This is a genomic window from Halobellus rufus, assembly GCF_000739575.1.
Taxonomy (GTDB): Archaea; Halobacteriota; Halobacteria; order Halobacteriales; family Haloferacaceae; genus Haloquadratum; species Haloquadratum rufum.
In genome coordinates this window covers 31,607-54,058 of record NZ_BBJO01000022.1, presented here as the reverse complement: position 1 = coordinate 54,058, position 22,452 = coordinate 31,607, and the positions used below count along the sequence as shown (strand labels likewise).

Sequence of the window (22,452 nt, the reverse complement as noted above, 5' to 3'; positions counted from 1 at the left end):
GTCGTGATTACGAGCATAATCAGGACCACCGGTGACAGAAGTCTCATAACCATTTTTCCTCTGATAGAAGGGTTCTATCCCCCGAAATTCGGATTTGGGCAACGGCATAAATCATATACCGCTATACCAAAACCGCGACCGTGGAAGTTGAGACTACAGAGGGTTTAGCAGGGCTGTGATGCGTGAATTTGACCGATTCCGTCAGCGGAAACTGCTCCAGATCACTCTCCAAGCGGCCATTCTTATCAAACCGTTAACCCTATGGGCAGATTTTTCAGATGTCCAATAGTGTAGCCACTCAGACGGCGCGCTAACCCAGACAGAGTGTCTCTCTACCCGATTCCAGTTTCTTTCTTCAACAGCGTCAGCGTGTTGTCCGCTGTAATCACCGGTGAGTGCTCATACTCGCCAGTCAATTCGGCTTGGACGAGGAGATCGACAGCTCGCCAGATCGAGTACAGCAGACACGCAAACGCGAAGTAGAAGAATCGCAGCCCAAAATTCTTCGACGTTGTCGCCGCCATGAACCGTTTGATCGACCTGTACCCACTCTCGATCTCCCACCTGTAGCCGTACTCCGTAAGGTGTCCACTCCCTCTATTCGTCATGAACACCGAGTACTGTCGATGATCGTCGTGCTCTGAGTCCTCTTTCCGCCGATAGATCAGCGTCGTCTCGTGCCACTCGTTCTTGCCGAGGTGGAGCTTCCGGTCGGTTTCATATCGGTCTTGATCGCCCTGGAGCAATCGCTTGGCCTGGGCTTTCTCGCTGGTCTGCATCCGTTTCGGCACGACGTAGGAGAGCCCGCGCTGGCTGATCATCTCCAGGACGTGCTGGCTATCGAACTCCCGGTCCATCAGCACGTTATCGACGTGAACGAGCTCTTCAGCCGAATCGAGTAAGTCCTCGACGATTTCTAGTCGTGACTCGCCTTTCCGTACCGGGCGGGCATCGAGGACCAGCGGGACGGCGTTGCCGACTAACTGGACGGTCGCCCACTGATAGGCATACTCGTCGGTCTTCTCCTTCGTCCCAATGATCTCGTCTTCGTGGCCCGTTCTATCGCCGGTGAACGGGTCAGCTTCGGTAATGTCGATTGCTACGACCCCCGCTCGAAAGAACTGCTCTGTCTCCGCAACTTCGTTCAGGAGCCGAGTGATGGCCTGACGGTACATCGCTCGCACCTGTCCAATCGAGAGATCACGAATGTGCTCCCGATGGGCGTGCCCCAGCGGTGTCCGATCCCGAGTCGATTCGTAGACGAAACTGCGAGCCCCTTCGTTCGCAGCCAGCCGTTCGCGAAGTCCGAGATATGTCTGCAGGCCCCAGTAGGCGTTCTCGTGGATCTCACAGCCCTCGCCACGGTCCAACGAGAACGCCGGAAAGACAACCTGGCTGACGTGATCGCTGATCTTCGTTGCTTCTTCCAAAACAGTCTGGTCGTCAAGATCGGTCGGCCCAGACTCGTCAGCATCGGACTGGAGCTTCCGGTCTGGGTCACGAGGCACCGCAACACTGGCATTCTGTGCGTTGATGAGGGTCGTCCGAGCCGTTCTCTCGATTGCCTCACGGAGGTCGGCGCTGAAGCGCTTGTTCCAACTGCGCCAAAGTGTCGACTGGTCGGGAACGGAATCGAACCCGAGCGAGTGACGGGTGTCTGCGTGCTGCCGGAGATACTCGACGAGCGCGGTTTCGTGGCTCCAGCCGTACACTTCTTTCAGCAGGAACGCTCTGAAGAGTTGCGGCATCTCGTATCGAGTCGGACCGGAGTACTGGTCGTGGGGACTGAACTCCACGTAGGACAGTGGATACTGACAGACGAACCCCTCAACCGAGTCGTGGGCGTTGTGCTCGAACCAGATTTCAGAGACGGTCCGGAAGTCCTCAATGAGAGCCGTCAGTGAGCTCTGGTCGTACAGTGGCGTCGAGTCGTAGGCCGGCCAGTCGAAATACTGTGTTGTAGCTATCGAACGGAAGACATCGCGTCGAGAGACAGAAGTCGGTGCCATTGGAGACACTTCTGCCGTTCTCGGCCAATGATATGACGTTCTCTCCGACGCTCACGATATACTCAGGTTCCCTCAGTTCCGGGATCGTTCACAGACAGCCTTCCCATCGCCAAGCCGATCTGGATGGTTGGTGACAGCGCCTACGACACGCTCGACTGGCACGACCACCTGATGGCCGCAGGGATCGTGCCAGTCGCCCCATACAACGCGCGAAACACCGACGATCGGAAAGACATCGAGTACAGGGTCGAAGACCATCGAACAGCACAGCGAGGAATTGCAGCTGAAGCAGTCCACGTTGGATGAGACGTACAATCGCCGTCCTGGAGTCGAACGAACAAACGAATCAGTGAAGGACTGTGGCCTCGGGCGAACTAATGAGTGAGGAAACTTTTGAGGGGTGAGAACGATGTACTTCTAATGGGACGAAGTCGAAGAAAAGAGATCACGTATCATCTCGCAGAGGAGAAGCTCGATGAACTCCTCCGCGACGCCGAGGACGAACACAGACTCCGGCGACTCGGCTTCGTGAAGAATCTCTACAAGGGCGACACGATTGCGGAGGCTGCCGACCGGGAAGGGCGGTCGGCAGCCACCGGCGGACGCTGGGCAGATGCCTGGAACGACGGTGGACTCGAAGCACTGATGCCGAGTTTCGGGGGCGGGCGGCCCCCGAAACTCGACGAAGACGAGCAAGAAGAGTTGCTCAAACTCCTCCGCGAGGGACAACCCTGGAAATCACAGGAGATCCAGCATCTTCTCAAAGAGGAGTTTGATGTTGAGTACCACCCAGATTACCTCGGTACATTCCTCCGAAAGCTCGGGTTATCGTACGCGAAACCACGGCCGAAACGGCCACATCGGCCAGAGAACCCCGAGGAGATTCTCGACGAGAGTGACGATGAGCCACACAACAAGCAGGAGGGTGAGGACGAAGAGGGGTGGATCGTTGATGAGAACGTATGCACAGATGGTGGTACTGTCGTCGGCTTTTTCGACGCGTCACAACCGCAACCGTACGACAATTCGCGGCGGATGTGGTACGTCAATGATCACCACGTCGAACGGCCGTTGGTCATACTGTCAGACACAAGTCTGTGAAGAATTTCGCCGCCGAGGCGGCGAATATCTTGAAATAGTTGTGTCCAACAGTATCAAGACCGAGGACTCGGCAGTTGGGTTCTACGCACTCAACAGCGGGAGCGTAGTCAGATGGACTGAAAACAAAGAGAAGGAGCATATCTGCGCGGTGTTAGAGACGGTCCGCAAGCAGAATCCGGGGCAGCGGATTCTGCTCGTCTTGGACAAGCACGGGTCACACACCTGTGAGTACTCGCGTAACCGAGCCCACCAACTTGGAATCCATCTCATCTTTCTCCCGTCGGGTTCACCGCATCTCAACCCAATCGAAAGGTCTGGAAACAGTTGAGGTGGACGGTGTCGCCGATTATCGTCGAAGACGAAGAAGAGTTCCACGACCTCGTCAAATATATATTATCAGACAACACAACGAGTCAGCTACGGTAAAAAAATGGTCTGTCGGATTCCTTGATTTTCAAAAGTTATCTGGAGTATCAGCACGCTTGAGGCCGTGTCCACGCATAAGCGGTGGTGTTCCTCGCGCTGTGCCTTCCTCCCGTCGTCGCAATTACCAACTACGAACGCGGAGACAATTCAAAGAGTACTATAATCACGGTGTGAGAACTCTCGTATGACACCCACTTGCTATACCAAACTATAGCTATTGTGTGTTCGGTAGCTGTTTTCAACAGAGCGATCCGAGATTAAATAGCGGCATCGCTCAAAATAACAGAGGTACACTTGTTATAGAATGCGGTGACGACTTCAGATCTATAGTTCCGAGGGAAAAATCCGATAGAGAGTATTCTACCATAGTGAATAAGTACATATCAGCCTAGTTGCTACAGAAATCTTCGAAAGTTTCCAATATACACGTGGACTATGCGGATTTACAGACATACCACGATTCAGTAAGACAGAATGTGATGGAGCAAATCTCGTATGGCGTTACTGAATGTTGGGATCGTTGAGATTCAACTCGATAACGTTGACCGACTGGCGAAGCAATTCCGGCATCTCTTTTTCGAGGCGGTCAGCCTTCATCCGATGTGCCGGGCCGGCGATACTCAGTGCGCCGATAGGCGTCCCGTCCTGCAAGAGAATCGGCTTTCCGACGGATCGCATCCCCTCGCGGAACTCTTCCATATCGAAGGCTAAACCACGTTCGCGGATCGTCTCTAACTCCTCGTCGAGTTCGTTTCGATCGGTAATCGTATTCGAACTTTGAGCAGGTAAGCCGTGTTTGTCGATGATCGTGTCGACTTCTTCATCAGAAAGATGTGCCAGGATCGATTTGCCAGTCGCAGAACAGTGAAGGTACGTCCGTGCGCCCGTGATTGCGGGATACTCGATGTCCTGACTCCCCTGGCCGATGTCGAGATAGATTCCACGCCCGTGCTCTTCCACGAGCAGAGTAATCAGTTCGCCCGACTCTTCAGCGAGCTGCTGGACCTCGGATTTAGCGAAATTATACAGTGTTGAGCGGTGGCGGACGCGTTCGCCGAACTTCAGGAACCGCAGGCTGAGCCGGTACTCGTTACCCTCCTGCACGATATACTCCAACTGTTTGAGCGTCGTCAGATGATTGTGGACGACGCTCTGTGGCCGATCGAGATACTCGGCGAGTTCGGTGACGCGGGCGCCGTTAAACTCGTCTAGCGCCTCTATGATGTCGTTGGTCGTCTCGAGAGCGTTGACCCGGATTCCGTCGTCGTTTCCCATTGTCGTGTGGTCACATAACCCGAAGAAAGAAAAGTATTATTCTGTGATACCGAATATCTATTCTCGAGGTTCGACCTTTCGTAGAATATCAGGCGACGTTGCGACGGCTGGGTACGGCGCCTTCCTGCAGCACGAGCTGATCAATCAATTCACGATAGAGACGGTTCTTGAGTGGCTCGGCGGCGTCGTCGTTCCAAAGGTTGTGCAACTCCTCGGGATCATCGTGGAGATCGAACAGCTCACCGTACTCCTGGTCGGGATACACAGTGAGTTTGTACTGGTCGTTGATCAGCGTACGGGGCCAGATGCCGAGGTAATCCTCGTCGGTCTCAACGACAGTCGAGCGGTCTCGGGGGTCGTTCTCACTCGTGAGCAGTGACACCAGCGATTCGCCGGGCCACGTATCCGGCCCGTGACGGTATGACGGCTCATAGACCGCGTGTGGCGACGTGACGCCACAGAGGTCTAGCATCGTCGGCATCAGATCCTCGTGACTGGTGACTGTCTCGACACGCTTGCCCTCCTGGAACTCGCCGGGCCAATTCCAGATCATCGGCACGCGGAGGAGCCCCTCGAACTGGAAGGGCCCTTTCCGGATCATCCAGTGATCGCCCATCATCTCGCCGTGGTCCGAGAGGAAGATTATGACCGTGTCCTCTCGGAGGCCGTTACGCTCCAGTGCGTCGACGACTCGCCCGACTTCGTGGTCGAGATAGCTGACCATTCCGTAAGTGACGGCGATGATCTCCCTGATCGTCTCGTCTTGGACTTCCGGACCCGGTTCCGTGTAGAGGCCCTGCAGTTGGAAGAAGTCGCCCTCGTAGACATCGCGGTAGAACTCCGGCAATTCGTCGAGCTCCGCTTCGCTCCGCGTGGGCAGTTCGACGTCCGCAGGATCATACATCGATCCCCAGGGCTCGGGGGCAGCGTACGGATTGTGCGGGTCCGGATAGGAGCACCACAGGAAGAACGGATCGTCGTCGTCTTCCTGTTCGTTCAGGAACTCGATGCTGCGATCGCTGATCCAGCGGTTATAGTGGGCCTCCTCCGGCAGCGTCCATTCCCTGAGCACCTGGAAGGTATCGCCGCGGACGTTGTCGGGGTGATCGAAGGAAATCCGGTCGTACGCGTCCGGATAGTTCGACTCCAGCCACCGCTTGTACTCGCCGTAGCTCTCGTTGACGTGGCCTCCGGTGAAGTCGGTTGTCTCGAACCCGTAGTACGGTTCAGGGAGCTCCGAGATCAGGCCTGATTCCCAGACCTCGCGGGCCTCGGGGAACTCGGCCGGATCGAACGACAGATCCTCGTACGTGGTCGCATCAATAGTATCGAACATTCCTGCGAGACGCTTCTTCAACTCGCCGGCGAACTCCTCCCAATCGGCTTCCGAGAGGTCGTCTGTGGGCCACGCAGAGACGGCTTCTTCGGCGACTTCCTGGAAGAGCAGCGCCCCGTCGGACCACTTCGGGACGTGGATTCGCTCGAGGGTCCGAAGGAGGGCGTTGTCGCCGCGGTTCGAGAACCCCTTATGGTAGCCTGCCGACTCCCGTCCCGCAGACAGATCATCGGGACACTCAAGCAGGTCGCGGAGGACGTCGTCCAGAACCATCCCGAGCCGCCGACCGAACTCGGACTCCGCCCGTTCGGGGAGTTCCGCGGCGATGTGCGACACTTGCTGTGGGGCCGGTAGCGTGTAGAGATGGAGGTGCAGTTTCCCCGCTGAGTGGGTCCGGTAGCCCGCCTCCGAGAGCTGCTGGGGAATCGAGGGGAGCTCTTCGCGAAGGTGTACTCCGTTAGACCGTACACCGTGCCGGTGTGGGTTCCGCCCGGTGAACATCGTCGCGCGGGCAGGCATACACATCGGATTGTTCGTATAGGTCCGATCGAACGTGACGCCCGTTTCAGCTAGCGCGTTGATATTTGGGGTGTCGACGACATCGTTCCCGTTGCATTCGAGGTGGTCGTATCGCAACTGATCGGCGACGAAACACACCACGTTCGGGTTGCTACTGCTAGTCATACACGTGACCGAGTGGCCTGGGGTATCAAATAAAGGTTTTCCAAAAATGGATTCCAGCCTTGTCGATTCCGAGAAAGAATCCGACAGTCAGCGTCGACCCTCGCCGTCCATTCGATTCAGAGTTCGGGTTCGTCGAGGTTGACGTAGACGCTTTTTTGTCGCTGGTAGTGGTCAAGGGCTTCCAGGCCGAGGTCTTTGCCGTGGCCGGATTGTTTGAAGCCGCCGTAGGGGGCGTCGGGCATAATCGGGCCGTACTCGTTGACGTAGACGAGGCCGGCCTCAAGGTCATCGGCGGTCTGGTGGACGAGCGACGTCTTCTCGGTACCGATGCCGGCGGCGAGGCCGTACTGGGTGTCGTTGGCGAGTTCGATCGCCTCTTCGTACTCGGAGAAGATCTGGATAGTCTGGACGGGGCCGAAGATCTCCTCGCGGCCGATCGTCATCTGGTTGGTGACGCCGCCGAAGACCGTGGGTTCGACGTACCAGCCGTCGGCGAGTTCCGAGTCGTCGGGCGTCCCGCCGCCGCAGAGTAACTCTGCTTCCTGCTTGCCGGTCTCGATATACTCCGTGACGGTCTCGAACTGGCTTTGGGAGGTCAGCGGGCCCATCGTGGTCTTCTCGTCGAGAGGATCGCCGAGGACGTACGATTCGGCTTTTTCCACGAAACGCTCGGTGAATTCGTCGGCGATCGATTCGTGGACCAGCGCGCGCGAGAAGGCGTCGCAGATCTCGCCCGTGCTGTAGAAGATGCCGTCGGCGACCGCGTCGACGACTTTGTCGAGATCCGCATCGGGGAAGACGATAAAGGGTGATTTGCCGCCGAGTTCGAGGGTGACGGGCGCGACCCGGTCGGCAGCGGCGCGCATCACGCCGCTGCCGACCGCCGTACTTCCGGTGAAGGAGACTTTCCGGACGTCGTCGTGTTCGGCGATGGCCTGACCGACCTGGCTGCCCGGGCCGGGAACGACGTTGAGGACGCCGTCGGGGAAAATCCTCTCGGAGAGTTGAGCAGCACGAACCGTCGACAGAGGCGTGTCGTTGGCGGGTTTTAGGACACAGGCATTGCCGGCGGCCAAAGCGGGGCCGAGCTTCCAGGCGGCGGCCCACAAGGGATAGTTCCAAGGGACGATCTGACCGACGACGCCGTAGGGCTCTTGCGTCGTGTAGAGGTGCAAGTCCTCGCCGCCGGGGACCTCGCTGCCGCGCTGGGCGCGACAGACCGACGCGTAGAACTCTAGCGTGTCGATCGCGCCCTCAACCTCGCCGCGGGCCTGCGAGAGCGGCTTGCCGCAGTCCAGACACTCCAGGAGGGTGAGTTCCTCGAGGTGGTCTTCCAAGACGTCGGCCCATTCGAAGAGGCGAGCGGAGCGCTCGCGGACGGTGGCGGCGTCCCACTCGCGGTCGAAGGCGTCCCAGGCGGCCCCGACCGCGGCGTCGACGGTCGCGGCGTCGCCCTGGGGCACCTCGACGATCGAGTCGCCGGTCACGGGATCGACGACGCCCGCCTTCGGGCCTTGAGTCTGGAGTTCGCCGTCGATCCACGTGCCGAACTCGACGTCGGCGGTCGCATCGCGGTGTTTCGAGCGGTGCCGCTCGACGACTGGACTCTCGTCTGATCGGGAACTGCTCATAGTGCCACTCTCTGTCAAGGGGGTAAAAATCTTCTTACGGCCCTCGAGTTCGCCCGGCTCTACTGGCAAATATTTCTCCTACGTTCTTATTTATCAAATGACTTCTTCGATTTGTACACGGATGCCCCGACACAGCGACAACTACCGGCCAGGTACAGCTACGACAGACAGATCGACGCGAACTTCGGGACGATGAGTCTGGGCGAACACACGCTATCGTTCCCGATCACAGTGGAGTTCGGGAACGGCAAGAGCGAGCGAACGGGCGAGGTGATCGCCGCGAAGGGCTGGGAAACGGCGCTGGTCGTCACAGATCAGGGGATCCGCGCGGCCGGTATCCTTGAGGGGATCGAGGCCTCGCTGGAGGCCGAGGGAATCGCCTACGAGATCTACGACGATATCGAACCCAATCCGACGACCGAGATGGTCCACGACGCCCTGGAGACCTTGGAAGCGGGCGAGTTCGACGTGGTGGTCGCAGTCGGCGGGGGCAGCGTCATCGACACGGCGAAGTGCGCGACGCTGTTGAAGACCAACTCGGGCGAGCTCTCCGACTACGAAGTGAACGTGCCCGAAGACGTGACTGCCGGGAGCATCGAGAACCACACACACCCGTTGATCACGATTCCGACGACCGCGGGGACCGGCAGTGAAGTAGACTACTGGGCGGTGATCACGGCGCCGGACCGGGCGTTCAAGATGGCGATCGGCCAACCCCCGCTGTACCCCGGTGGCCCGTACCTCGGCGCGGACGTGTCGTTGGTCGATCCGGAGTTGACCGCGTCGCTGCCGCCACGACAGACTGCCGCGACGGGCTTCGACGCGTTCTCCCACGCTCTGGAGAACCACGTCGCGGCGGGAGCCCCCGAACTGGTCAAGCCCTACACGCGGCACGTGATGGGGCTCGTCCCGGAGTACCTCCCCGAAGCCTACGAGTCGGGAGCGATGGAGGCCCGCGAGCAACTCCTGTTCGGGTCGCATATGGCGGGCTTCTGCGAGAACTTCGCGGGGTTCGGCGCGATCCACTCACTAGCGGAGGTGACCGGCGGGATGTATCCTGAGATCCCCCACGGGGAGGCGATCGCGGCGTTCACGCCGGCGGTGATGCGGTACAACCTCGAGGAGTATCCCGGGCGGTACGCGGACGTGGCAGAGTCGATGGGCGTCGACGTGTCAGGGCTCTCGGAACGGGAAGCGGCCCAAGAGGCCGTGGCGGCGGTCGAATCGCTCATCGCGGAGGTCAATCTGCCGTCGAGTCTCAGCGAACTCGACGTGGCCGAGGAGGACCTCCGGGATATCGCCGAGAAATCCCTGGAGACGATCGAGATCCACGACAACCCGCGCGACGCCGACGCCGATGATCTGCTCGAAGTCGCGCAGGACGCGTACTGAACCCCGCTTGGTGTCCGCCGGCATCGCCTTACCGACAGTTCACCGAAAACCGTGGTATATCCGACGTTGTTGGAAGCCCGCGGATGAGTGAGCGGTAAACAGCGGTGGCTGATCATACGGCGATCGGCAGGGCACGTCCGACAGACTCGTCATCAGATACGGCATCCGACCGCCAGACTATGCCATCTCGGCGTCGATCTGTCGACGCACTTCGTCAGCGCTGATCTGATAGACGTTGTTTCCTCGATCGTCGCGGCGGCGCACTACACTCACACACGCTGTCCCACCGAGGCGGATCACCCATTGGCTCGGGTAGCTCGGATCCTCACTCACGAGGTCGACCGACATCCCGTACTCGGATTCGATCTCTTCGACGACTTCGTGCACGTATGTCCCGTCGGTGAATCGCGAGGGTTCGTACTCCGGAAGGCCCAGTTCCTCCCGAAGTTCGGAGTTCTGGTCCCACCACTCGGGGCGGTCAGATGACATCACGACCCTCGGTTGTAGAGCCGTCCAAGTAGCTTTTTCGGCGTGCCTGTAATCGATCGAAGAGCGTCTGTGCGGCGACAGCGACACTCTCACCGGCTTTCGACCGCCTCACAAAAATCGGATCCGTTGCTCTACTCCCGGAAATCGGGAGATTACTCATCTCGTCCGACCGCTGAGCGTTCTCGAGCGCGCCACGGTTATCAGTGAACCATCAGCAACTCGGAAAAAGCGTTATATATTCGCTCGTGGAACGGTGAGATGATGTCACAGACAGCCGCCCACGCGTTAGCGGAGACTACCGTCGTGGACACGGACGTCCACATCACGGTAGAAGAAGAGATGATCGCAAAGTATCTCGAAGAACCACACCGATCGAGCATCACCGACTCGCCGCACCCGATGTTCCCCTCCAGCAGCTGGGATCAACGGATGGGCGGTAAAATCGACGACTACTTCTCGGAATTCACCGGCCCCGAGGACATCAGACAGTTCCAAGAGGACTTCCAGATCGACTATCCGATCATCAACACCTTCGAACCGCTCGGAAAGTTCTCACAGCCCGACCTGGCGATGAGCTTGATGCGGGCGTACAACGATCTCCTTCTGGACAAGTTCCTCGACGACTACGACTTCCTAGGGCTGGGGGCCGTGGCGACACAGCGACCGGAGGAAGCTGCCGCAGAAATCGACCGAATCGGGGACAACGAGCAGATCGTCGGTCTCTATCTCGGGACGAGCGGCGAGTACCCGCCGCTCGGCGATCCATCGAACGATCCGATTTACAAAGCGGCTGAGGACCACGACTTGCCGATCGTCTTCCACGGTAACGGCGAGGAGTTTATGTTCGATTTCCCGCTGCATAACAAGGGGTTCAACAACTACTTTGAGGTGCAATCGCTCGGCCATCCGTGGCAACAGATGGCGACGATGGCCAGCGTCATTGGAGAGGGCGTCCCGGCGAAGTTTCCGGACCTCGACTTCGTCTTCCTCGAAGCTGGAATCGGATGGGTCCCGTATCTGATGCATCGGATGAACAAGATCTACCGAATGCGGCGGAGCGAAGTCCCGCTACTCGACCAGTCCCCTGAGGAGTACATCCGTGACCGGTTCTACATCGGCTCACAACCGCTCGGCGAGCCCAATCGATCCGAGGATATGAAACGGATGATCGAGACGCTCGGGGCGGATATGTTGATGTTCGCCACTGACTATCCACACTGGGACTTTGATCATCTCGAAGAGCTCGACAAGTACCTGCAGCACTATTTCACCGAGGAAGAGCGACAGAAGATACTGTACGAGACGCCGGTGGAGGCGTTCCGCCTCCCATTCCAACAATGAGTGAACACACCGTTGCAACAGTCAGCGAACTGGAAGATGGCGATCGGAAGCTGATCGAAATCGAAGGACGTGAAATCGCACTGTTCCGGCTCGACGGCGAGTTTCGGGCATATACAAACTGGTGTATCCATCAGGGTGGACCCGCCTGCGAGGGCAGCATCACCGGCACCAGTGACGCGGAATTCGATCGCGACGAACTCCAGACGGAACTCCAGTGGTCCAAAGAAGGAGAGGTGCTCAATTGCCCGTGGCACGGGTGGGAGTACGATATTCCGACGGGGGATTGTCTCTCGAAGGAGGGAGCGAAACTGCCCTCGCACCCGGTGCGAGTGGAAGACGGCGACGTTGTGGTGTCACTGTAGCTGAAGGCCGAGGCTCCGTTCGGAGCGTGGAGTCGGACTATCGAATCACCTCCTGATTCGTCGGCCGAACTCTCGGCGGTTAGTCATATATCATTTCAATCAGGAAAAGATTTAATTAGTGTTGTAAGTATTAGCGAGTGTATGGCTAACACACGCCGGGATGTCCTCAAACGAGGCCTTGCGGCCTCCGGAGCGACCGTGCTGGGGTCTCTGGCCGGATGCACAGGTACCTTCACTGGCGGTGGATCAAGCACCACAGTGACAGCAGCGTCGATGCAGTGGACCGAAGCCGAGCTGATGGGATATCTCGGATTTGAGTCGATTAAAGCGAATACCGATGTCCAAACTGAAAACGAACTGGCGCTGGGTGGATCGATGCAGTGTTTCCAAGCGCTCAACAGCGGAGATATCAGTTTCTACCACCTGTACACCGCGGGTGCGTACGCCACGATTCCCCCGGAACATGACGAAATTCCGAGCGATCCGGAGGAGGTATACCAACAAGCCAAGCAGGAAATGAAGGAAGAGCACGACCTCAGGTACCTACAACGCGCCAATTTCAATAATACGTATGCCCTCGCGACCCGTCCGGGATGGCAAGAGGACACGGGTGTCGAGACGATAAGTGACTTGGCAGAGCACATCAACAGCGGTAACACCGACATCACGGTGGTCCTGGGTCCTGAATTCGCGGAGCGAGAAGACGGATGGCCGGGACTCATCGAGGCGTACGGATTCGCCGACGGAGCGGCTGAACTGAACATCAGAGAGATCGGCGCGAACCTCACTTATCAGGTACTCGGGGAAAGTGAAGCGGACATCGGGATGGTATTCACTACCAATCCACAGATCCAACAGTACGACTTGGTCGTCCTAGAGGATGATCAGAACTTCTTTGCCCCGTACAATCCAGCACCGCTCGCTCGTCCGGACGATGTTGCATCCGGATCCGCGATAGAAGACGCGCTCAATGCGCCGATGGAGGCGCTCAGCAGCGAAGAGCAGGTCATCGAACTGAACGCCCGCATCGCCCTTGACGACGAAGACGTCCAAGACGTCGCCATCGACTTCCTGGAGAGCGAGGGAATCATCTGACTGATGACCACCGGGAACGTATCTATGGAACCGTTGTTCATATCCCCGTACATTGAGTTCGTCACAGAGAACTTCGATCAGTTGGTCGCCCGTCTGGTCGAACACATCCTGATCACAGCAGAGACGGTGCTCATCGCGGTCCCGATCGCCGTCGGACTCGGCGTCCTCATCACGTACAACGATCGGGCAGCGACGGCGGTGCTCTGGGCGGCTGGGATCGCGATGACGATCCCCAGCCTCGCGGCGTTCGGGCTGCTCGTTCCGTTCTTGGGGATCGGCAGCGATCCGGTCGTGTTCACGCTGGTCCTGTACTCGCAACTCCCAGTCATACGGAATACGTACGTCGGATTGACAGGGGTCGAAGAGGCGATGAAGGAGGCCGGGAGGGGCCTGGGAATGACACGCCGCCAGCGTCTCCGTCGCATTCAGATTCCGATGGCGCTGCCGATCATTCTCGCCGGCGTCCGCAACGCGGTCGTGATCGTGGTCGGCGTCGCCGCAGTCGGGGCTTACATCGGCGCAGGTGGCCTCGGAGAGTTCATCTTCAACGGCATCCGACAGGGCGACTCCGTGATGATCGTCGTCGCGACGGTTGTCGTCTCGCTGCTCGCGCTCGCCGCAGATTATGGGATCGCCACTGTCGAACAGCTACTCCGGATCCACAACGGCGAAGAAGTCGAACAACGGGTCAGCACACAGCTCATAGAGAGGGCAGTATAATGATAGAATTCGAGGACGTGACGAAAGTATACCCGGACGGGACAAAGGCCATCGAAGACATCAGTTTCACCGTCGAAGAGGGAACGACGACGGTACTCGTCGGTCCGTCGGGGTGTGGAAAGACCACCAGTATGAAACTGGTGAATCGGCTGGAAGAACCAACCGAGGGAACAGTGTACGTCAACGGAACCGACAATCAAGAACTCGACAAGATCGACCTCCGGCGGACGATCGGGTACGTGATCCAGGAGATCGGTTTGTTCGATCATATGACCGTGGGCGAGAACATCGCGACTGTCCCGGAACTGGTCGGGTGGGACCAATCCAGAATCGACGACCGCGTCGATGAACTGCTGGAGCTGATGGACCTTTCGTCCGACTACCGGAATCAGTATCCGCGGGAACTGTCCGGCGGCCAACGACAGCGGATCGGCGTCGCCCGGGCACTCGCGGCCGATCCGGACATCCTCCTGATGGATGAGCCGTTCGGTGCCTTGGACCCGATCACACGGGAGAATCTGCAGGACGAGTTCCTGCAGATCCAAGAGCGGATCAACACGACGATTCTGTTCGTCACACACAGCATCGACGAGGCACTCAAGATGGGGGATCGAATCGCCATCTTCGACGTCGGCGAGATCGTCCAGTACGACACGCCGGCGGAAATTCTCTCAAACCCGAAAAACGAGTTCGTGGAGAACTTCATCGGGGAAAACCAGGCGTTCAAGCAACTGTCGATCACCCGGGTCCGAGAGGTAATGGACGAGCCACAAGACCACGAGTCAGCCAGTGCCGAAGTAGCCCCCGCAGCCGACGGTGGCGAGTACTACAGCATTTCGCCCGACAACTCGCTTCAACTCGGCCTGACGCGGTTACTGAGCATCGAGCACACGACACTCCCGGTCGTCGAAGACGGCGAAGTAATCGGATATCTCACCGAAGATCACGTCCGGTCCTACTTCGATTCGGCGGGGGAGCAGTAAGATGGCTGGAGTCGTCTCCACCACCCTGAGCGGCATCAGATACCTGCTCAATCACCTCCCCGAGTTCTGGGAACTACTCGCAGAGCATATGGTTCTGGTCATCGTATCGGAAATGTTAGCAGTCTCGATCGCCATTCCTCTCGGAGTTATTGCAGCTCGCCACGAGAAGCTGAAGAGCCCCATCCTCTCAGTTGGAAATGTGGCTCAAACGATCCCGCCGCTGGCCGTGATCGCGCTGATGTTCCCGATTCTGGGGCTCGGCTTCCTGCCCTCATTTGTCGCCCTGTTCATCTACGCGCTGCTTCCCGTTATGGTAAACACGATCACGGGGTTGGAAAGCGTGGAAGAAGGTACGATTGACGCCGCCAAGGGAATGGGTATGACACAGAACGAACGGTTGACGAAAATCAGGTTCCCGCTGGCTCTCCCCGTGATATTCGCCGGCATCCGGACCAGTACCGTTATCAACGTGGGAACAGCCTATCTGGCGTTCTTCATCGGCGGTGGGGGCCTCGGTGCGTGGGTCATCAGCGGCATCAACTTATTCAATATGCCCCAAGTCTTCGCCGGCGCGATCTCCGGTGCCGTGCTCGCGATCTCACTCGATCTGATTCTGGCAGCAGTCGAAAATCGACTCGGTAGTACCGGTCCGGCGTCTGCACAGGTGGCAGCATAACTGTTCGTCGGACGTTTATTTATAATATAATTTATACTTATTCCCATAGATTATCATACTAAAAATGTCACTTGTGGCTTACTACGCTATTCACGAATTCTTAGAGGCGAGTCGAGAGCGTCTATGCGACCGCATACTTTTTCAGACGGGCGGCAGCGAAGGTGTTCCCGGGTTGGATACTCGCTTAGACGCAGTAGCGTAGGATGAGAGGAAGCCACCGGCGACGTCGCCGGTGGGCGGCCGACCGTGGCGTTGAACCGACGAGTGTCGTCCGGCGGGAACCCCGAACGACGGCATTCTCGCGTCCGCCAAATAACGGGAAATATCGACGTAGTCGTTATGTGGACTCACGATCGGACGGACATCCAACGGACACTACTCGGTAGCGTGACCAAAGACGTTGTCGCCTTCGGTATCTCGGTGTTGACTCCCCATCTCGACCCAGAAAAGCAGGTCTCTCATACACTTCCCGTCAGTCACAGGAGGGGAGCCAGGACCGGTCAGCTGAGCCCTAGGCCCGCCGGATCAGTGAACAGGTGGTTCGTCAACGTCGGCGTCTGGATCGAAGAGCGATCAAGACCATCCACGAGCGACCGTGGGATCTCGCTGTCAACGAGCCTACTGAGACGGCGGTCCGCGGCGTTGTCGGTGAACGCGAAATTGGGTCTACCGAGCGAACGGTGTCTTCGAGATAACCGACAAGCCAACCGACCAAATTCGAAATACTGAGCAGACGGAACTTGAGGCTATGCATTGGGAGCGTCGGCCTCAACTATTCCGGAGCCTGTGGAAGTTGAGACTACACTGGCTTTAGGGAGCCTGTGATGCGTGGTTTCCGACGGACTAGGGAGCGGGCACTGATTCAAATCTCCCCTCGTTCGCTTCTTCCTGTCGCACTGACAACCAGATTATCATCTTTCCGAGACTCTCGATAGCGTTGCCACTCAGAAATCTGCGCTGACCCAGACCGAAAGTCCTACTATCCGATTCCTGTCTCCTTTTTCAACAGCGTCAGCGTATTATCGGCCGTCACAATCGGTGCGTGCTCGTACTCCCCGGTTAATTCGACCTGGACGAGTAGATCCACCGCTCGCCAAATCGAGAACAGCAGGCAAGCGAACGCGAAGTAGAAGAACCGCAGCCCGAAATTCTTCGACGTGGTGGCGGCCATAAATCGCTTGATCGACTTGTAGCCGCTCTCTATCTCCCACCGATAGCCGTACTCAGTGAGATGCCCGCTCCCCCGATTCGTCATGAACACCGAATACTGCCGGTGATCGTCGTGCTCTGAGTTCTCTTTTTGACGGTAGATCAGCGTTGTCTCGTGCCACTCGTTCTTTCCGAGGTGGAGCTTCCTGTCGGTCTCGTACCGGTCTTGATCACGTCGAAGCAACCGCTTTGCTTGGGCTTTCTCGCTGGTCTGCATCCGCTTGGGCACGACATACGACAGTCCCCGCTGGCTGATCATCTCCAGAACGTGCTGGCTGTCGAACTCCCGGTCCATCAGGACGTTGTCGACGTGAACGGCCGCTTCAGCAGAGTCCAAGAGATCCTCAACGATCTCCCTCCGTGACTCACCCCGCCGCACAGGTCGCGCATCGAGTACAATCGGGACAGCATTCCCGACTAACTGAACCGTCGCCCACTGGTACGCGTATTCGTCGGTCTTCTCTTTCGTGCCGATGATCTCGTCTTCGTGGCCCGTCCTATCGCCAGTAAACGGGTCAGCTTCGGTGATGTCTATGGCGACGATACCCGCCCGAAAGAACTCCTCTGTTCGGCCGACCTCATCCAGTAGCCGTGTGACGGCCTGTCGGTACATCTCGCGAATCTCCCCAATGGAGAGGTCACGAATCTGGTCGCGGTGGGCGTGGCCAAGCGGCGTCCGATAACGTGTCGACTCGTGGATGAAGCTACGAGCGCCCTCGTTAGCAGCGAGGTTCTCACGCAGTCCGAGATAGGTCTGTAACCCCCAGTAGGCATTCTCGTGAATCTTACAGCCCTCACCACGATCTAACGAGAACACCGGAAAGACGATCCGGCTGACGTGGTCGATGATCTGTTCCGCTCGTTCCAAGACGGTCTGATCGTCGGAATCGGATCCCCTACCGTCGTCCTCTCGCTGTGGGGACCTCCGCTCCGGATGACGTGGAACAGTGACACCTTCGTTCTGAGCAGTAATGAGAACCGTTCGTGCGGCAGTCTCGACTGTTTCCCGCAAATCGGCGGTGAAGCGCTGGTGCCAACTTCGCCACAGTGTTGACTGGTTTGGAACGGCCTCAAATTCGAACTGCTTACAAAGTTCAGGGTGGCTATCGAGGTATTCGACGAGTGCCATCTCGTGATTCCATCCGTGGATCTCTTTCAGCACGAAGATGCAAAAGAGCGTGTTCATCTCATACCGGGTCGACTTCGCGTAGCGGTCATGGGATTCGAATCTGAAGTAGGCCAGCGGTAGCGAACAGACGAACTGCTCGATTGAGTCGTGGCTCTCGTGGGCGAACCACGCGCCCGAAACCGTTCGGATATCCGATTTCAATCCCGCAAGCGATGTCCGGTCGTACAGCGGTGTCGAATGATACGCTGGCCACTCGACGTATGATCGTCGAGCGATGCTTCGAAAGACCGACCGACGAGAGACAGGAGTCGAAGCCACTACGGGAGAGTCAGTAGGACACGCACAAGAATTCGTCCAGATCAACAGAGGGGTGGACGACTACTACAATAGGTGGCCGTACCCTTTGCGTTCGAGTTCGGCTTCCAGTTCGACGTGCATCGCTTCGACAGTTTCCTCGCCGAAGTGCTGTCCCGTCATCGCTCCCGAGATCTCCGCGATTTCAGCGTGCCACTCGCGGACTGCGTCCGCAAGCGCGGCGAGAAGTTCTTCTTCGGTCTTGTTTGCGCCGTCGATCTCCTCGACGATCTGCCATCCTGGCTGGAAATTTTCGAGGACGTATCCTGTCTCCTCGAACTGAATCGCGAACCGCTCACAGACTGCTCCGAACCCGGTTTCGATGCTGAGTAACGGAAGGACGTGGACAATATCCTCGTGCTCCTCCAGTTCACGGAGGTCCGCAACGGGAACAGCGGTCTCTGGAAGTACAGGATAGAGTGGATCCGGGAGCGGCGGGTCGCCCTCATCGGTTCTCGGTGGATCGTACTGGTCGTTGATCGGATCGCCCTTCTCGTTCACGACTGCTGGCTCTGTGTCCCTCGGCTCATCGCTGAGAATCTCTTTCAGGATACCGTAGAAGCGCCACTCGTCGCCGTAGTCATAGAGATAGCAGATGCGGTCGTACTGTTCGAGGCCGAGCTGGCGGGTCATCTCGCCGATCGTCACGTCTCCTGCGTTCTCGATCCGTTCCGTACGCAATACCGGATCGCCACCAAGCGATTCTTCATACTCCTGCGGACACTGGTATTTGACAGCGCTGTCCCAGTAGTCCTCGTCATCACCGACAAACCAGAGATGGCCCTGATCGAGCCCGACTGCGGGGTTGATCGCCGACTGCAACTCAGCGATCGTTCTGTCTGCGCCGACGACGATATCTCGCCACAGAGATGTCGGATCGGGGTCGAACTTGACGCGAAATCGGTAGGCAGTCATCCTTGCATCTCCGTACCCGTGCGGAAGCTCGTGAGGTCGTCGATACGCTGCTCTAGCTCCTCGATCTCCGCTCGTAGCTGGTTCGCCTCATCGTCCTCGCTGGCAGCAAGGCGGTCTTTCAACCCCTGCAATCGGGACTCTTTCACGTCTTCATCAACCTCCGCTTTGCGAACGTATTCGCTTTCTTCGACTTCGTACACATCGGATTCGGAGAGCGTGGTGACTTCAAGCGCTTCATCGACTTTCGAGCGGTCGACGCTCAGCACACGTTCGCGGTCGATGCCAGCGCTCTCGAGGCGTTCCAGCACCTCCTCGTCGTCTTTGAGCGAGCGATTTCGGCGACTCGTCCGTTGGATGGAGCCATACTGCCCGGAAACCGGGCGGTCGTGATGAAGCCGAGCGAGGAGGACATCCGCGATCTCCTTGCGGAATTCGTTAGCATCTCGCTGGACATCCGAAAGCAGGGTGTAGAGATTCACCAACGCGTCCGTCTCCAGTTCAGAAAGAGCAGTCACATCGTGGCGTTCGAGTGCGTCGATGAGGAGGAGTGCGTCAGAGTAGACATCAAGTCCGTCGGGTTCAGTTCGTTCCTCGTCCGTTGGTTCCTGCTCTACACCCACCACCTGTGTTGCCGTCGAAACTTCCGATTGTGTGATGACACCAGCATCCTCATCAACCTCGAACCGTGGATGGACACTCCACACCGCCGGGTATGGGTCGGCATCCGGCGGGAGACGGTCAAGGTTAAACCCGTCAGGGGCGTCCTCGATTCGTCGATAGAGCGTTTCGAACTGGTCGCGCTGGAGCGGCCGCGTCTCGTCTCTGTCTTCGAACTGAATGATGACGCGAGCGTCCTGCACGTCAGTAATACGAAATCGCTGATGGGAGAGCGGCGTGATGAGCGTCGCGCTCTCGGGAAGGTCGTCGAGTTCGTCGAGAAGCGTGTGCCAGCTGGCGGTGAAAGACATATACGATGGTTGTGATCCATTCCGACTAAATCTTGTTCACGACGCGGCTACTGGCAGACAGTCTCTGTAACAGACACTCTGATACGTGGCTCTTCGAGATTACCGATATGGCTGATACGTACGCACTCCGTGTTCAGGTCGAGTCACATGAGTACGACGGCGAATTCTATCTCGTCGGCGACGGATACGGAACCCCAGCAGACGTGTTAGACAACGTCGCTGCCGACCATCTCTTGCGGATCGCGAATGCGCCACGTATCGAAGAGTACCTGCTCGACGTGCTGAAGCACGGAGAGAATACAGGTGAAGCCGAGTATGAGGCGACAGACAGCGATGTCGAATGCTGGATTCACGTCGACGTCTCCCACCGGAGATACGCCTTCGGTGTCGGAAACAGAGTATTCGAGTTCTCAAGCGAACCGAGCAAAAGCGAAATAGCCTCGACTGCCACGCAACTCCAGTCGTAGACTGTGGACTCTCGTTTATGGATCGAAGTGGTAGATGTAGGGGTGGTCAGCCTTCCCAGCGGGCATAATCTCTTCGAGTAGCTCACGAACCTCGGATTCGGAGGGGGCACTGGTGATGATCCGATCATCGTAGATCGCTACATAGGCTTCGTTGAGTCCCAACTCGCGCAGTTCGCGACCCAAGCTGCGGGCTCGAGCCTTCCCCATCTCCTGATGGTAAATCTGCTCCAGTTCGTCGGTTTTCTCCCGCAACTGCTCGATCTCCGACGCGTATCGCTCTCGGTTGCGCTTGTTCTTCATGTAGAAGCGCAACTCCTCGGCGTCCGTCTTTTCGGCTTCCTCGGGAACTGGAAGCGAGTCGATGATGCCGAAGCGATGTTTGGCCTCTTCGTACTCGTCGTCGATGTCAGTGCTGAGCGAGCCCCCGAAGATGATGTTCTTGACCCCGATCCACCCATCGTAGACGATCTGATCCTCGAATGGCAACAGGACGACACTCGAAACCGGGACTGGAAGTGTGGATTCATCCCACAGTTCGGCGAACGGAAGCCGAGCTGGACGGACTGCGTATGCTTTCGGTGGTTCTGTCCAATCGAGGAAGATCGCGTCGTCCTCTCGAAAGCGGACGACAACGAACTCTCCGGCGACGAAGTCAGTCCACGCTGCGACCTGCTCGAGATCAGCCTCCGACAGGTCGGGAGGATTCTCTTCAACGAAGTCTTCTATCAGGTCCGTCGCGACTCGTTGTACAGCGTGTTTCGGAGCGGGAGAAGCTCGTCAGTATAGTGCTGTTCAAGATCAGCAACCGTTTCGATGTCTTCGATGACATCGAATCGGTCGTTGACATACACCAATAGATGGGCGTACAGGTCCAGAAACCGTTGTTCGCTCTCTTCGGACAGCCGTCTGCTGGTTTCACTCATCGGTAAGAGACGTGTTCACGAGCACACTAATCAGGCGTTTCGAACTCCAATCTGTCATCGATACTCTGAGATCGTTCGATACGGGACATAGTAGCCGATCTCATCGATCCACGTCGACAGCCACTCGTCAGCAGTGGCTTCATCGATCTTCCCAGCATCGATTGCAGCCAACAGAACGCCAACCGACCCGACAACGGTCACCCCCTGGTCTTTCGCAAACGACCGGGCATCTCCGTCGTCTGTCAGCAGTCGACCGTCGTGTGCGTCCGCCAAGGCAAACGCCTGTGCTTCCCCGGGATCGAGATGCCCACCAACAACGGCTTCTCTGTTTGCGACAGTATCCGAAATCGTCGCGACTGGGATCTCGTCGTCAAGTATATTGAGCGCTGGCTGAAGATACGGATGATCATCAACGCCGTTTTCGAGTTCCTCGCGAACGACCGGAACTGCGCAGATTCCAGAGAGTCCTACAACCACCCACAGCTGGTCAATATACGCAAAATTCGAGAGAACAGTCGTATTCAGGACGCTCGGATTCGCTGGAATTCCGTCACCTGTCATTTTGCAGGAGACTCCTCGTCATCCGAATCTTCATCATCGAATTCGAGTTCGCGTGCTGCCTCTAGCTCGTAGGCTGCGTCGTCTTCGTCAACGAGGCCGAGGCGAAGTTCAATACTATGCTCGCGGAGAATATCACGCATCGTCCAACGGTCGACATCAGCGAGCCTCGCGGCCTCGCCGAGCGTGATTCGTTCGCGTTCGTAGAGAGCAACTGCAGCTGCAATGCGCTCGTTTTCGTGGTCCTTGAAGTATTCACGCACGAACTCGCGCAACGCATCGCTCTTACCCCCGAACACACCAGCCTCGACAGCCCCCTCAATGAGGAGGTCAAGATCATCTGGGTAGGAGCCGGTAATTCGTGCCATCGTTCTATCCGAGACTACGTCTTCATACTATTTATGAACTG

At 57.6% G+C, this 22,452-nt stretch carries 20 protein-coding genes and 3 pseudogenes; 11 read left to right on the top strand and 12 right to left on the bottom strand.

Going from position 1 to position 22,452, the window contains the following annotated elements; all coding sequences use genetic code 11:
- Positions 1-332: 332 nt before the first annotated feature.
- Positions 333-2,009, bottom strand: coding sequence for a transposase (locus ACP99_RS09925; protein ID WP_049986454.1), 1,677 nt, complete (start codon positions 2,007-2,009; stop codon positions 333-335).
- Positions 2,010-2,102: 93 nt separating this feature from the next.
- Here ACP99_RS09925 and ACP99_RS19200 point away from each other — a divergent pair.
- From ACP99_RS19200 to ACP99_RS19970, 3 pseudogenes are all read left to right on the top strand, one after another.
- Positions 2,103-2,379, top strand: a pseudogene (locus ACP99_RS19200) (transposase); the annotation flags it as partial.
- Between the two features lie 50 nt (positions 2,380-2,429).
- Positions 2,430-3,571 (top strand): annotated as a pseudogene (locus ACP99_RS09915) (IS630 family transposase); the annotation flags it as partial.
- Between the two features lie 25 nt (positions 3,572-3,596).
- Positions 3,597-3,710 (top strand): annotated as a pseudogene (locus ACP99_RS19970) (IS5/IS1182 family transposase); the annotation flags it as partial.
- 327 nt (positions 3,711-4,037) lie between these two features.
- Here ACP99_RS19970 and ACP99_RS09910 read toward each other — a convergent pair.
- The 3 genes from ACP99_RS09910 to ACP99_RS09900 all read right to left on the bottom strand — a co-directional run bounded on the left by ACP99_RS09910 (position 4,038) and on the right by ACP99_RS09900 (position 8,462).
- Positions 4,038-4,811 carry an IclR family transcriptional regulator gene (locus tag ACP99_RS09910; protein ID WP_049986452.1) on the bottom strand — a complete coding sequence of 258 codons (774 nt, stop codon included), beginning with the start codon at positions 4,809-4,811 and terminating at the stop codon, positions 4,038-4,040.
- A gap of 88 nt (positions 4,812-4,899) precedes the next feature.
- A complete protein-coding gene (locus ACP99_RS09905; RefSeq protein ID WP_081927397.1) occupies positions 4,900-6,831 on the bottom strand; it encodes a sulfatase family protein in 1,932 nt (643 codons plus the stop codon).
- A 116-nt stretch (positions 6,832-6,947) separates the two neighbouring features.
- Entirely contained in the window at positions 6,948-8,462 is a 1,515-nt protein-coding gene (locus tag ACP99_RS09900; RefSeq protein ID WP_049986451.1) for an aldehyde dehydrogenase family protein, read from the bottom strand.
- A gap of 111 nt (positions 8,463-8,573) precedes the next feature.
- Between ACP99_RS09900 and ACP99_RS09895 the strand changes: the two genes are divergently transcribed.
- Positions 8,574-9,854, top strand: coding sequence for an iron-containing alcohol dehydrogenase (locus ACP99_RS09895; RefSeq protein WP_197052427.1), 1,281 nt, complete (start codon positions 8,574-8,576; stop codon positions 9,852-9,854).
- Positions 9,855-10,031: 177 nt separating this feature from the next.
- Here ACP99_RS09895 and ACP99_RS09890 read toward each other — a convergent pair whose 3' ends face one another.
- Positions 10,032-10,343 carry a hypothetical protein gene (locus tag ACP99_RS09890; protein ID WP_049986449.1) on the bottom strand — a complete coding sequence of 104 codons (312 nt, stop codon included), beginning with the start codon at positions 10,341-10,343 and terminating at the stop codon, positions 10,032-10,034.
- Between the two features lie 261 nt (positions 10,344-10,604).
- Here ACP99_RS09890 and ACP99_RS09885 point away from each other — a divergent pair, with 261 nt between their 5' ends.
- From ACP99_RS09885 to ACP99_RS09860, 6 genes are all read left to right on the top strand, one after another.
- A complete protein-coding gene (locus tag ACP99_RS09885) occupies positions 10,605-11,684 on the top strand; it encodes an amidohydrolase family protein (protein ID WP_081927405.1) in 1,080 nt (359 codons plus the stop codon).
- On the top strand, positions 11,681-12,046 hold the full coding sequence (locus ACP99_RS09880; protein WP_049986448.1) for a Rieske (2Fe-2S) protein: 366 nt from the start codon (positions 11,681-11,683) through the stop codon (positions 12,044-12,046). Before ACP99_RS09885 ends, ACP99_RS09880 begins: the two co-directional genes overlap by 4 nt.
- A gap of 141 nt (positions 12,047-12,187) precedes the next feature.
- Positions 12,188-13,141 carry a glycine betaine ABC transporter substrate-binding protein gene (locus ACP99_RS09875; protein ID WP_081927395.1) on the top strand — a complete coding sequence of 318 codons (954 nt, stop codon included), beginning with the start codon at positions 12,188-12,190 and terminating at the stop codon, positions 13,139-13,141.
- A gap of 24 nt (positions 13,142-13,165) precedes the next feature.
- On the top strand, positions 13,166-13,861 hold the full coding sequence (locus tag ACP99_RS09870; RefSeq protein WP_197052426.1) for an ABC transporter permease: 696 nt from the start codon (positions 13,166-13,168) through the stop codon (positions 13,859-13,861).
- Complete coding sequence (locus ACP99_RS09865; protein ID WP_049986445.1) at positions 13,861-14,844, top strand: ABC transporter ATP-binding protein; 984 nt, start codon at positions 13,861-13,863, stop codon at positions 14,842-14,844. Before ACP99_RS09870 ends, ACP99_RS09865 begins: the two co-directional genes overlap by 1 nt.
- 1 nt (position 14,845) lies before the next feature.
- Entirely contained in the window at positions 14,846-15,520 is a 675-nt protein-coding gene (locus ACP99_RS09860) for an ABC transporter permease (protein ID WP_049986444.1), read from the top strand.
- 979 nt (positions 15,521-16,499) lie between these two features.
- On the opposite strand, the gene ACP99_RS20925 is transcribed toward ACP99_RS09860, so the two are convergent.
- The 3 genes from ACP99_RS20925 to ACP99_RS09845 form a co-directional block, all read right to left on the bottom strand.
- Positions 16,500-18,176: a transposase gene (locus tag ACP99_RS20925; RefSeq protein ID WP_049986443.1), complete on the bottom strand. Its 1,677-nt coding sequence runs from the start codon at positions 18,174-18,176 to the stop codon at positions 16,500-16,502.
- Between the two features lie 63 nt (positions 18,177-18,239).
- Complete coding sequence (locus tag ACP99_RS09850; protein WP_049986442.1) at positions 18,240-19,127, bottom strand: IS1096 element passenger TnpR family protein; 888 nt, start codon at positions 19,125-19,127, stop codon at positions 18,240-18,242.
- The gene (locus ACP99_RS09845) at positions 19,124-20,095 is read right to left on the bottom strand and encodes a hypothetical protein (RefSeq protein WP_049986441.1); all 972 of its coding nucleotides are present in this window, start codon (positions 20,093-20,095) and stop codon (positions 19,124-19,126) included. The genes ACP99_RS09850 and ACP99_RS09845 overlap by 4 nt, the downstream gene beginning before the upstream one ends.
- Before the next feature lie 107 nt (positions 20,096-20,202).
- Between ACP99_RS09845 and ACP99_RS09840 the strand changes: the two genes are divergently transcribed.
- Positions 20,203-20,562: a hypothetical protein gene (locus ACP99_RS09840; RefSeq protein WP_049986440.1), complete on the top strand. Its 360-nt coding sequence runs from the start codon at positions 20,203-20,205 to the stop codon at positions 20,560-20,562.
- A 15-nt stretch (positions 20,563-20,577) separates the two neighbouring features.
- Here the strand turns inward: ACP99_RS09840 and ACP99_RS20920 are convergent, their stop codons facing one another.
- The 4 genes from ACP99_RS20920 to ACP99_RS09825 form a co-directional block, all read right to left on the bottom strand.
- Entirely contained in the window at positions 20,578-21,048 is a 471-nt protein-coding gene (locus ACP99_RS20920; protein ID WP_231554271.1) for a hypothetical protein, read from the bottom strand.
- 239 nt (positions 21,049-21,287) lie between these two features.
- Positions 21,288-21,485 (bottom strand): hypothetical protein, encoded by a 198-nt coding sequence (locus ACP99_RS20915; RefSeq protein WP_231554270.1) that lies wholly within the window; start codon positions 21,483-21,485, stop codon positions 21,288-21,290.
- A 54-nt stretch (positions 21,486-21,539) separates the two neighbouring features.
- Positions 21,540-22,046 (bottom strand): twitching motility protein PilT, encoded by a 507-nt coding sequence (locus ACP99_RS09830; RefSeq protein ID WP_049986439.1) that lies wholly within the window; start codon positions 22,044-22,046, stop codon positions 21,540-21,542.
- Positions 22,043-22,411: a UPF0175 family protein gene (locus ACP99_RS09825; RefSeq protein ID WP_049986438.1), complete on the bottom strand. Its 369-nt coding sequence runs from the start codon at positions 22,409-22,411 to the stop codon at positions 22,043-22,045. Before ACP99_RS09825 ends, ACP99_RS09830 begins: the two co-directional genes overlap by 4 nt.
- Positions 22,412-22,452 lie beyond the last annotated feature (41 nt).

Bases quoted from the DNA above. Each gene is read 5' to 3' on its own strand.
- ACP99_RS09925 (WP_049986454.1), bottom strand. From the start codon at position 2,009: ATGGCACCGACTTCTGTCTCTCGACGCGATGTCTTCCGTTCGATAGCT.
- ACP99_RS09910 (WP_049986452.1), bottom strand. From the start codon at position 4,811: ATGGGAAACGACGACGGAATCCGGGTCAACGCTCTCGAGACGACCAAC.
- ACP99_RS09905 (WP_081927397.1), bottom strand. From the start codon at position 6,831: ATGACTAGCAGTAGCAACCCGAACGTGGTGTGTTTCGTCGCCGATCAG.
- ACP99_RS09900 (WP_049986451.1), bottom strand. From the start codon at position 8,462: ATGAGCAGTTCCCGATCAGACGAGAGTCCAGTCGTCGAGCGGCACCGC.
- ACP99_RS09890 (WP_049986449.1), bottom strand. From the start codon at position 10,343: ATGTCATCTGACCGCCCCGAGTGGTGGGACCAGAACTCCGAACTTCGG.
- ACP99_RS09885 (WP_081927405.1), top strand. From the start codon at position 10,605: ATGTCACAGACAGCCGCCCACGCGTTAGCGGAGACTACCGTCGTGGAC.
- ACP99_RS09880 (WP_049986448.1), top strand. From the start codon at position 11,681: ATGAGTGAACACACCGTTGCAACAGTCAGCGAACTGGAAGATGGCGAT.
- ACP99_RS09875 (WP_081927395.1), top strand. From the start codon at position 12,188: ATGGCTAACACACGCCGGGATGTCCTCAAACGAGGCCTTGCGGCCTCC.
- ACP99_RS09870 (WP_197052426.1), top strand. From the start codon at position 13,166: ATGGAACCGTTGTTCATATCCCCGTACATTGAGTTCGTCACAGAGAAC.
- ACP99_RS09865 (WP_049986445.1), top strand. From the start codon at position 13,861: ATGATAGAATTCGAGGACGTGACGAAAGTATACCCGGACGGGACAAAG.
- ACP99_RS09860 (WP_049986444.1), top strand. From the start codon at position 14,846: ATGGCTGGAGTCGTCTCCACCACCCTGAGCGGCATCAGATACCTGCTC.
- ACP99_RS09850 (WP_049986442.1), bottom strand. From the start codon at position 19,127: ATGACTGCCTACCGATTTCGCGTCAAGTTCGACCCCGATCCGACATCT.
- ACP99_RS09845 (WP_049986441.1), bottom strand. From the start codon at position 20,095: ATGTCTTTCACCGCCAGCTGGCACACGCTTCTCGACGAACTCGACGAC.
- ACP99_RS09840 (WP_049986440.1), top strand. From the start codon at position 20,203: ATGGCTGATACGTACGCACTCCGTGTTCAGGTCGAGTCACATGAGTAC.
- ACP99_RS20915 (WP_231554270.1), bottom strand. From the start codon at position 21,485: ATGAGTGAAACCAGCAGACGGCTGTCCGAAGAGAGCGAACAACGGTTT.
- ACP99_RS09830 (WP_049986439.1), bottom strand. From the start codon at position 22,046: ATGACAGGTGACGGAATTCCAGCGAATCCGAGCGTCCTGAATACGACT.
- ACP99_RS09825 (WP_049986438.1), bottom strand. From the start codon at position 22,411: ATGGCACGAATTACCGGCTCCTACCCAGATGATCTTGACCTCCTCATT.